The organism is Streptomyces sp. DvalAA-14 (genome assembly GCF_900091855.1).
In the GTDB taxonomy this organism is placed as follows: Bacteria; Actinomycetota; Actinomycetes; order Streptomycetales; family Streptomycetaceae; genus Actinacidiphila.
On the sequence record NZ_FMCH01000664.1, the window covers coordinates 1 to 9,587 of the forward strand.

Consider the following 9,587-nt stretch of genomic DNA (forward strand, 5'->3'; position numbering starts at 1 on the left):
GGCCGCGCAGGTGGTGGCGGGGGCCGCGGACACCTTGGTGCAGGCCGGGAGTTCGCGGGTGAGCACGTCGATGCGGATGGCCAGCGGTGGCACGTGGCTGACCATCACCGGGACCGGCGGCTTCGACTACGCACGCCGGCAGGGGGAGTTGACCCTGGAACTGCCCAAGGACGCGGCCGGCGCGGAGGAGCACAAGCCGATCACCGAGCTGCTGACCCCCGGCGCTCTCTATATGAAGAACCGGGGGGAGGGCGTGCCGGCCTCCAAGTGGGTGCGGGTGGACACCACCCGGCTCCCGGACGGCAATCTGGTGACCGGCGGCGCCACCGAACCGCTGGCGGCGGCCGAACTGCTGCGCGGCGCCGAGCGGGTGACCCTCGTCGGCGAGGAGACCCGGGACGGGGTGCGGGTCCGGCACTACCGGGGCGTCGCGGACATCGCCCGCGCCGCCGAGGCCGCGCCGGCCGCCGAGCGCGGGCCGCTGCGGGCGGCCGCCAAGGGCTTCACGGTCACCCGGGTCCCGTTCGACGCCTGGCTGGATTCAGTCGGCCGGCTGCGCGAGCTCAGCCAGCGGTTCACCTTCGCCGCAGCCGTGCCGGACCCCGGCGGCACGAGCGGCGCCGACAGCGCCGCGGACAGCTCTGCCTACAGCACCAGCGACCGCGACAGCTACGACAGCGACCCCGGCACCGACGCGCGGCCGAGCACCACGCCTCGGTCCGAAGCCGGTCAGGGCGGTACGCACGGGGCGGGCCCGGGCTCGGACGGCGCCGGTACGGACCGGGCCGCTTCGGACCCGGGTGCTACGGACGCCGGGTCCGCCGACCGCGCCGCCGCCGGATCCGGCCGGGCCGGCGCCCACCGCACACCTGACCGAGATGTGACGGTGGTCTCTACCACCCGCTACGACTTGTTCGGCACTCCGGTGCCGGTGATCATGCCTCTAGCTGCGGACATCTGGGCCGGAAAGATCGTTTCTGCCCAATCCCCGTAGGGGTTCGCCCGGGTCGGACCTCCGCGAAATGGCCCATCCGTGCCATGCGCGGGAGCACGTGTGGTCCCTACGCTGGAGTACGGCCGAATGGGTCAGGGGGCGAGACGTGAGCGAGGAGGTGGTGCGCGCATGGTGCCGTCGCCCAGAACTTCGGTACATGACGATCCGGTGGCCCTCGCGGAGATCGAATTGTGCGGTGAGCTGATGATCGCCGCGTCCACCGCCGACGAGGACCGGCTCAGCTTCGCCCGGATCGACGAGGTGCTGGAAGTCGCCCGTGTCGTGGCGCCGACCGCGAACTGATCATCGGACCCGTCCCACCCGTCCCCCGACCCGCCCCTCGACCCGTCCCCCCGACCCGCCCCGCGCGCCGACCCGCTCCCGCGCGCCACCGTCAGGTCCGGAGCAGCCGCGCTATCGCCGCCGTCGCCTCCGCCACCTTCTCGTCGACCTCCGGCCCGCCGCCCACCGCGGCCGCCGCGACGCAGTGCCGCAGGTGCTCCTCGAGCAGTTGCAGCGCGAAGGACTGCAGTCCCTTGGTGCTCGCCGAGACCTGGGTCAGAATGTCGATGCAGTAGACGTCCTCCTCGACCATCCGCTGCAGCCCCCGGATCTGTCCCTCGATCCTGCGCAGCCGCTTGAGGTGGGACTCCTTGTCATGGCTGTAGCCGTGCGGCCCGTGCGGCTCCACAATCTCCCCCGCGACGCTTTCCGAGGTCATCCGGCTCGCCCGCCCTTCTGTCCCGTTATACCCCCGATGGGTATAGCTTACCGAATCGATATCTTGTGCGAGGCATCCCCCGTCCGGGGGCTTCGTGCGATGGGCGACACTGGGTGACACCGGTCAACCGTGGCCGGATGATGCACCTAGCATCAAACGAGACCGAAACCGAGCACCCCGAGGACATCAACGTGCGCTTTCGTCTGACCCCTAGGGAGACGAGCTTCTACGACATGTTCGCGGCGTCCGCGGACAACATCGTCACCGGTTCGAAGCTCCTCATGGAACTGCTCGGAGCGGATTCGACCACCCGGATCGAGATCGCGGAGCGTATGCGGGCGGCGGAGCACGCGGGGGACGACGCCACTCACGCGATCTTCCACCAGCTCAACTCCTCCTTCATCACGCCCTTCGACCGCGAGGACATCTACACCCTCGCCGGCTCCCTCGACGACATCATGGACTACATGGAGGAGGCCGTTGACCTGGTCGTCCTCTACAACGTCGAGGAGCTCCCGAAGGGTGTCGAGCAGCAGATCGAGGTGCTGGCGCGGGCGGCGGAGCTGACCGCGGGGGCGATGCCCCATCTGCGCACGATGGACAACCTCACCGAGTACTGGATCGAGATCAACCGGCTGGAGAACCAGGCCGACCAGATCCACCGCAAACTGCTGGCCCAGCTCTTCAACGGCAAGTACGACGCCATGGAAGTGCTCAAGCTCAAGCAGATCGTGGACGTTCTGGAAGAGGCGGCGGACGCTTTCGAGCACGTGGCGAACACGGTGGAGACCATCGCGGTCAAGGAGTCCTGAACCCACGTGGACACCTCTGTGCTGATCGTGACCATCGCGGTCGCGCTCTTCTTCACCTATACCAACGGCTTCCACGACTCGGCGAACGCCATCGCCACCTCGGTCTCCACCCGGGCGCTGACGCCCAAGGCGGCGCTGCTGATGGCCGCGGTGATGAACCTGATCGGGGCGTTCCTCGGCCAGGGGGTGGCCAACACCGTCATCAAGGGCGTGATCGCCACTCCGCACGGCCGGCCGGGCATGGCGGTGCTGTTCGCGGCGCTGGCCGGCGCGGTGCTGTGGAATCTCACCACCTGGTATCTCGGGCTGCCGTCGAGCTCCACCCACGCGCTGTTCGGCGGCCTGGTCGGGGCGGCGCTGGCCGGCGGGGTCACCGTGCACTGGACCGGTGTGGTGGACAAGATCATCGTGCCGATGTTCGCCTCGCCGCTGATCGGCCTGGTGCTCGGTTTCGGGATCATGCTGGCGATCCTGTGGTTCTTCCGCAACTACAACCCGCACAAGGCCAAGCGGGGCTTCCGGATCGCGCAGACCATCTCGGCTGCGGCGATGGCCCTCGGCCACGGCCTGCAGGACGCGCAGAAGACGATGGGTGTGGTGGTGCTCGCCCTGGTCATCCACGATCCGGCCCGGGGTTTCGGCATCCCGATCTGGGTCAAGCTGGTGTGCGCGGTGACGATGTCGCTGGGGACGTACGCGGGCGGCTGGCGGATCATGCGGACACTTGGGCGCCGGATCATCGACCTGGACCCGCCGCAGGGCTTCGCCGCCGAGACGACCTCGGCCAGCATCCTCTACGTGTCCGCGTACATCTTCCACGCGCCGGTCTCCACCACCCATGTGATCACCTCGGCGATCATGGGCGTCGGTGCCACGAAACGGGTCAAGGCGGTGCGCTGGGGTGTCGCCAAGAACATCGTGGCCGGCTGGTTCATCACGATGCCGGCCGCCGGCCTGGTGGGCGCCGCGTGCTACTACCTGATATGGCTGATCTTCCACTGACCGTGACCGGCCCCGCACATGGATCAGGCCCCGCTTCCCACCAGGGAAACGGGGCCTGCGCCTTGCGGTGGCACCGCCATGCAGCACCGCACGGCGGTCTGGATCACCCGAAGCGGCCGGAGATGTAGTCCTCGGTGGCCTGGACGGACGGGTTGGAGAAGATCCGCTCGGTGTCGTCGATCTCGATGAGCTTGCCGGGCTGACCGACCGCCGAGAGGTTGAAGAAGGCGGTCCGGTCCGACACGCGGGCGGCCTGCTGCATGTTGTGGGTGACGATCACGATGGTGAACCGCTCCTTGAGCTCGCCGATCAGGTCCTCGATGGCGAGGGTGGAGATCGGGTCGAGCGCCGAGCACGGCTCGTCCATCAGCAGCACGTTGGGCTCGACCGCGATCGCGCGGGCGATGCACAGGCGCTGCTGCTGACCGCCGGACAGGCCGGAACCGGGCTTGTTGAGGCGGTCCTTGACCTCGTTCCAGAGGTTGGCGCCCTTGAGGGACTTCTCGACGATGTTCTCGAGGTCGCCCTTCTTGCGGATGCCGTTGAGCCGCAGGCCCGCCGCCACGTTGTCGTAGATCGACATGGTGGGGAAGGGGTTCGGCCGCTGGAAGACCATGCCGACCGTGCGGCGTACCGTCACCGGGTCGACGCCGGGGCCGTACAGGTTCTCGTCGTCCAGCAGCACCTTGCCCTCGACGCGGCCGCCGGGGGTGACCTCGTGCATGCGGTTCAAGGTGCGCAGGAAGGTGGACTTGCCGCAGCCGGACGGTCCGATGAAGGCCGTCACGGAGCCGGGCTCGACGGTCATCGAGATGTCGTCGATGGCCTTGTGGCTGCCGTAGAAGGCGGACAGGCCGCTGACGTCTATTCGCTTGGCCATGGGGATCACTTCTTTTCTGCTGGGGCCGCGTCCGCGACCGGCCACGCGGCGGAGGAGCCGCTCATCGGGACTTCGGCGCCTTCCAGCGGGCGATGCCGCGGGCCACCAGGTTCAGGATCATCACGAAGGCGATCAGGACGAGCGCGGCGGCCCAGGCACGGTCGTAGCTGGGCTCGTTGCCGTTGCCGTACTGCTCGAAGATGTAGTACGGCAGCGACGACTGCGGGTGCTTGAACGGGTTCGTGTTGATCAGGTTGCTGCCGAACACCAGCAGCGCGATCGGGGCGCTCTCACCGGCGATACGGGCGATGGCCAGCACCACACCGGTGGTGATACCGCCGACCGCGGTGGGCACGACCACCTTGACGATGGTGCGCCACTTGGGCACGCCCAGCGCCAGCGATGCCTCGCGCAGCTCGTTGGGCACCAGCTTGAGCATCTCCTCGGTGGAGCGCACCACGACCGGGAGCATCAGGATCGTCAGCGCCAGCGAACCGGCGAAGCCGGACTGCGGGGCGGAGCCGACGACCACGAACCACACCGACAGGATGAACAGACCGGACACGATGGACGGCACACCGGTCATCACGTCGACGAAGAAGGTGACCCACTTCGCGAGCGCGCCCTTGCCGTACTCGACCAGGTAGATCGCGGTCAGGATGCCCAGCGGCGCCGCGATCACGGTGGCGATGCCGACCTGCTCCAGGGTGCCGATGATGGCGTGGTAGACGCCGCCGCCGGGCTCGATGGTCAGCACGTTGTTCATCGAGTGGGTCAGGAAGTTGACGTCGAGGACCTTCACGCCCTTGCTGATGGTCGTTTCCACCAGCGAGTAGAGCGGGATGACCGCCAGCACGAAGCTGGCCCAGACCAGGCTGGTGGCCAGGCGGTCCTTGGCCTGACGGCGGCCTTCGACCCGCGCGGTCAGCGCGTAGGACGTGCCGACGAACAGCAGCAGGGCGATCAGGCCCCACTGGATCTGGCTGTCCAGGCCCAGGCCGGCGCCGATGGCGCAGGCGACCGCGATGGAGCCGGCCGCGATGGCGAGCGGCGCCCAGCGGGGCAGGCGTGCGGTGGCCAGCCGGGGACCGGCCGGTGCCGCGTGCTTCGCGGTGTCTGTGACCGTGTCACTCATGCGTTGGCCCCCGAGTATTCCTTCCGGCGCTGGATGATGAACCGAGCGGCGCCGTTGACCAGCAGAGTGATGATGAACAGGACCAGGCCGGAGGCGATCAGGGCGTCACGGCCGAACTGGTCCGCCTCGCCGAACTTGGCGACGATGTTCTGCGAGAAGGTGCCGCCGACCGGGTCCAGCAGGTGCGCGGACAGCTGCGGGGAGGCGGACAGCACGGTCGCGACCGCCATCGTCTCGCCGAGCGCGCGGCCCAGGCCCAGCATGGACGCGGAGATGATGCCGGAGCGGGCGAAGGGCAGCACCGACAGCCGGATGACCTCCCAGCGGGTCGCGCCCAGCGCGATCGCCGCTTCCTCGTGCATCTTGGGCACCTGCCGGATGACTTCCCGGCTGACGTTGGTGATGATCGGCAGGATCATGATCGCCAGCAGGATGCCGACGGTGAACAGCGAGCGGGGCGCCGAGTTGGGGTCCTGCTTGGAGAAGATCACCGTCCAGCCGAAGTACTTGTCCAGCCAGAGGTTCAGCCCGCGCAGGTGCGGCACCAGGAAGAGCGCGCCCCACAGGCCGTAGATGATGCTGGGCACGGCGGCGAGCAGGTCGATCACGTACGCGATGAAGCCGCCGAGCCGGCGGGGGGCGTAGTGCGTGATGAACAGCGCGATGCCGATGGCGATCGGGACCGCGATGAGCATCGCGATGACCGAGCTGACGACGGTGCCGTAGGCCAGCACCGCCACGCCGAAGGACGGCGGCTGCAGGCTGGCGTTCCACTCGAAGGTGGTCAGGAAGTTGGTGTGGTCCTTCGATATCGCGCTCACCGCGCGGACCGTCAGGAAGATGGCGATCGCGGCCATCACCACGAGCAGGAGGATGCCGGAACCGCGGGACATCCCGGCGAAGATCCGGTCGCCGGGCCGCGTCACGGTGCGCGTCGGGCGTGGAGGGGCGGTAGGAGGTGGTGCGGTGGTTGTCATGGGGACTCTCCGGTCTGGGTGGGAGAGCCGGGTGGCTCTCCCGGCGGCGGTGCACCGGATGCACGGCGGGCCCCGGGGCCAGGATCTGGCCGCGGGGCCCGCCGAGCGTGATCAGGAAAGGGCGGCGACGGTGGAGCGCACCTTCGTGGCGATCTCGTCGGGCAGCGGGGCGTAGCCGGCAGCGGTGAGCTGGGCCTGGCCGTCGGTGCTGGAGATGTAGTTGAGGAAGGACTTGGTCAGCGGCAGGTTGGCCGGCTTGTTGCCCTTGTCGCAGGCGATCTCGTAGGTCACCAGGACGATCGGGTACGCGTTGTCGGTCTTGGTGGTGTAGGCGGCACCCAGGTCGAGCGACAGGTCGGCGCCGGTGCCGACGATCTTCGCGGAGGCGATGCCCGCGGAGGCGTTGGCGGAGGTGGCCTCGACCGGGGCGGAGGCGCCGGTGTTGATCTTGACCGTCTTGATGCTCTCGGCGGTCGCGTAGGACAGCTCGAAGTAACCGATGGAGCCCTCGGTCTGCTTGACCAGGGCCGCCACGCCGGAGGACTTGGCAGCCGCCTGGCCACCCTTGCCCGCCCACGCCTTGGCGTGCTCGTAGGGCCACGCGGACGGCGCCGCACCCTTGAGGTACTTGGTCAGGTTGTCGGTGGTGCCCGACTCGTCCTGGCGGTGCACGGTCTGGATCTTGGTGCTCGGCAGCGTGGCGCCCGGGTTGAGGGCCTTGATGGCCGGGTCGTTCCACGAGGTGATCTGCGAGTTGAAGATCTTCGCCAGGGTGGGCGCGTCCAGCACGAGGTTGTCGACGCCGGGCAGGTTGTAGCCGATGGCGATCGGTCCGCCGACCATCGGGATGCTGATGCCCTCGCCGCCGGCGCACACCTTCTTCGAGGAGGCGACCTCGGTGTCCTTCAGCGGGGAGTCGGAGCCGGCGAACGCGTCGGTCCCCTGGTTGAAGTCGACGACACCCTCACCGGAGGAGGAGGTCTTGTAGTTGATCGTCGCACCGGGGCAGGCCTGCTGGTAGTTCTTCACCCAGGACTCGATCGCGTTCTGCTGGGCCGAGGAGCCCGACGCCAGGATCGAGCCCTTGGCGCAGGAGATCGACGACGCGGGGGCACTGCTGCCGGCCGCACCGCTGGAACTGGGGGTCGCACTGCTGCCGCTGTTGTCGTCCGAACCGCAGGCGGTCAGGACCAGCGCGCCGGTAATCGCGACCGCGCCGACGGTCAGGGCCCGGAGCCCGCTCTTACGCTGAAGCTTCACCTTCGTGTGTTCCTTCCGAGAGCCCGCCGGTGGACGGCGAAGCAGAGGGTTGTTGTATCTGCATCCACCCGGCGACATGGTGCTCACCGGTAAGGCCGAAATTAGGCAGATCAGGTGAAGCGACCCTCGGGAGATGGTGAACGCGAGGTGAACCTCGTCCATCAGGGTGGTGGCGCACTTTGTGGATCTTGTCGAACGCGTCGCGGGAGCGACATTTTCGGTTAATGGAAAAGACGCGGTAACGACGGGATCACGACCCGATCACGGGAGTCACGGGCGGATCACGGGCGCCGGCCCGGCGGTTGACGGAAGGTCGGCGGAAGGACCCGCGGCGGGATCCGGCCGCGGAATCACGGCCCGACGAGTGGCCCGACGAGTGGCCGGACGAGTGGCCGGACGAACGGGCCGACACACAGGCCGACGCGCGGGCCCGCGTACGGCGACGACGCGGCGCTCAGTCGACGAGCGTGCGCAGCAGCGCGTCGACGACCGGGCGGTCGCGGTCGTTGGTGAGCCGGTGCCGAGCGGCGGTGGGTGGCAGCCACACCATACGGTCCACTTCCCGGTTGACGGCGAAGGCGCCACCGGTGGCCTCGGCGGCCCAGTAACGGACCTCCTTGGGGCGGCCTTCGACCAGATAGCGGGTCGTCGGCAGCGGCGCGCCGAGCACGCAGTCCATCCCGGTCTCCTCGCGGGTCTCCCGCAGCGCCGCCGCCGCACTGTTCTCACCCCGCTTGAGCTTGCCCTTGGGCAGACTCCAGTCGTCGTAGCGCGGGCGGTGGATCAGGGCGATCTCGATCCGGCCGTCGTAAGGGGAGTGGCGCCACAGCACGACGCCCGCCGCGCGGACCGTCGTTGGGTCCTCGCGGCCCCCGGCCGCCGCTTCCTCCGGCCCGGTGGTCATGAGCCGTGCCCTCCGGGCCGGGGGCCGGCGGGGACCTCGGCGGGGACGTCCTCGGGGACGTCGGAGGTGGCCGCGGTGGCCGGCGTGGCGGACGGGACAGCTGCGGCCGGGACGGGCGCGGCGGCGCGCTGCCAGAGCCGGGAGAAGGCGAAGCGGGCCGCCTCGACCTCGTGCCGCTGGTCGGCGTGCAGCACGCCGAGGGCGTACGCGGTGGCCGGCGCGATCCGCGGGGTGCGGGCCGCGGCGGCCACCGCCGCGGCGGACTCGGCGGCGTCCCGGTGCCGTTGGAGCAGTACGGCGGCCTCGGCGGTCCGCTGGTCGTCCGGCGCCCCCGACCCGGGCACCTCGGCGGCGTAACGGCTCAGCCGCAGCAGGATCCGTACCTGGTGCCAGGGCGAGTCCTGCAGGTCGGCGGTCAGATCGGCGCCGAGCGAGGCACGCATCGCCTCCGCGTTGTACGGATTCGCCGCCCGGTGCAGCGGCAGCGTGTCCGCGGCCTCGCACAACCGCTGGTAGGCCAGCCCGGCCAGCGGCGGCAGCACGGTCGCGACGGGCTCCGCGCCGGTCGCCGTCAGCGGCACGTCCGAGGCCAGCACCGCGATGGAGTCGGCGAGACCGTGGAAACGCGAGGAGCCCATGGCTTGCAGGGTCGCGGAGTGCGCCCGGGTCCTGGCCAGGGTGAGTTGCCGCTCCAGCAGGGCGGCGGCGCGGGCGGCGCCGAGCGCCAGCGGGCCGCCGCCGTTCCCGCCGGCCCCGGGCCCTGCGGCGAGCACCGGTTCCGGGACACTGGCCGCCGACAGCCGCCGCAGCGCCTCCAGCAGCCGGGTCAGCCGCTCGACGTACTGCGGTTCGCGGCCCAACGTGGCCGACAGCCAGCCCAGTTCGGTCCGCAGCGGCTCGGA

Annotated in this window: 11 protein-coding genes; 4 read left to right on the forward strand and 7 right to left on the reverse strand. The window is 69.7% G+C overall.

The window, feature by feature from the left end; genetic code table 11:
• Both GA0115240_RS39485 and GA0115240_RS38975 read left to right on the forward strand, forming a co-directional pair.
• A partial coding sequence (locus tag GA0115240_RS39485) for a hypothetical protein (protein WP_161302674.1) occupies positions 1-994 on the forward strand: 994 nt, incomplete at its 5' end.
• A 168-nt stretch (positions 995-1,162) separates the two neighbouring features.
• Positions 1,163-1,297, forward strand: coding sequence for a hypothetical protein (locus tag GA0115240_RS38975; protein ID WP_256070219.1), 135 nt, complete (start codon positions 1,163-1,165; stop codon positions 1,295-1,297).
• A gap of 91 nt (positions 1,298-1,388) precedes the next feature.
• Here the strand turns inward: GA0115240_RS38975 and GA0115240_RS35190 are convergent, their stop codons facing one another.
• Positions 1,389-1,715, reverse strand: a complete 327-nt coding sequence (locus GA0115240_RS35190; RefSeq protein ID WP_093743210.1) for a metal-sensitive transcriptional regulator — start codon at positions 1,713-1,715, stop codon at positions 1,389-1,391.
• 191 nt (positions 1,716-1,906) lie between these two features.
• Here GA0115240_RS35190 and GA0115240_RS35195 point away from each other — a divergent pair, with 191 nt between their 5' ends.
• Entirely contained in the window at positions 1,907-2,527 is a 621-nt protein-coding gene (locus tag GA0115240_RS35195; RefSeq protein WP_093743212.1) for a DUF47 domain-containing protein, read from the forward strand.
• Between the two features lie 6 nt (positions 2,528-2,533).
• Positions 2,534-3,529 (forward strand): inorganic phosphate transporter, encoded by a 996-nt coding sequence (locus GA0115240_RS35200; protein WP_093743214.1) that lies wholly within the window; start codon positions 2,534-2,536, stop codon positions 3,527-3,529.
• 103 nt (positions 3,530-3,632) lie between these two features.
• Here the strand turns inward: GA0115240_RS35200 and pstB are convergent, their stop codons facing one another.
• The 6 genes from pstB to GA0115240_RS35230 form a co-directional block, all read right to left on the reverse strand.
• Positions 3,633-4,409, reverse strand: a complete 777-nt coding sequence (pstB, locus tag GA0115240_RS35205; protein ID WP_093743216.1) for a phosphate ABC transporter ATP-binding protein PstB — start codon at positions 4,407-4,409, stop codon at positions 3,633-3,635.
• 61 nt (positions 4,410-4,470) lie between these two features.
• Complete coding sequence (pstA, locus tag GA0115240_RS35210; protein ID WP_093743218.1) at positions 4,471-5,544, reverse strand: phosphate ABC transporter permease PstA; 1,074 nt, start codon at positions 5,542-5,544, stop codon at positions 4,471-4,473.
• Positions 5,541-6,521, reverse strand: a complete 981-nt coding sequence (pstC, locus tag GA0115240_RS35215; protein WP_093743220.1) for a phosphate ABC transporter permease subunit PstC — start codon at positions 6,519-6,521, stop codon at positions 5,541-5,543. Before pstC ends, pstA begins: the two co-directional genes overlap by 4 nt.
• A 111-nt stretch (positions 6,522-6,632) precedes the next feature.
• Positions 6,633-7,781 carry a phosphate ABC transporter substrate-binding protein PstS gene (pstS, locus tag GA0115240_RS35220; RefSeq protein ID WP_093743222.1) on the reverse strand — a complete coding sequence of 383 codons (1,149 nt, stop codon included), beginning with the start codon at positions 7,779-7,781 and terminating at the stop codon, positions 6,633-6,635.
• A gap of 454 nt (positions 7,782-8,235) precedes the next feature.
• On the reverse strand, positions 8,236-8,685 hold the full coding sequence (locus GA0115240_RS35225; protein ID WP_093743224.1) for an NUDIX hydrolase: 450 nt from the start codon (positions 8,683-8,685) through the stop codon (positions 8,236-8,238).
• Positions 8,682-9,587: CHAD domain-containing protein (locus GA0115240_RS35230; RefSeq protein ID WP_141709080.1), on the reverse strand; the 906-nt coding region annotated here is incomplete at its 5' end. The genes GA0115240_RS35230 and GA0115240_RS35225, both read right to left, overlap by 4 nt.

Bases quoted from the DNA above. Each gene is read 5' to 3' on its own strand.
- GA0115240_RS35190 (WP_093743210.1), bottom strand. From the start codon at position 1,715: ATGACCTCGGAAAGCGTCGCGGGGGAGATTGTGGAGCCGCACGGGCCG.
- pstB (WP_093743216.1), bottom strand. From the start codon at position 4,409: ATGGCCAAGCGAATAGACGTCAGCGGCCTGTCCGCCTTCTACGGCAGC.
- pstA (WP_093743218.1), bottom strand. From the start codon at position 5,544: ATGAGTGACACGGTCACAGACACCGCGAAGCACGCGGCACCGGCCGGT.
- pstC (WP_093743220.1), bottom strand. From the start codon at position 6,521: ATGACAACCACCGCACCACCTCCTACCGCCCCTCCACGCCCGACGCGC.
- GA0115240_RS35225 (WP_093743224.1), bottom strand. From the start codon at position 8,685: ATGACCACCGGGCCGGAGGAAGCGGCGGCCGGGGGCCGCGAGGACCCA.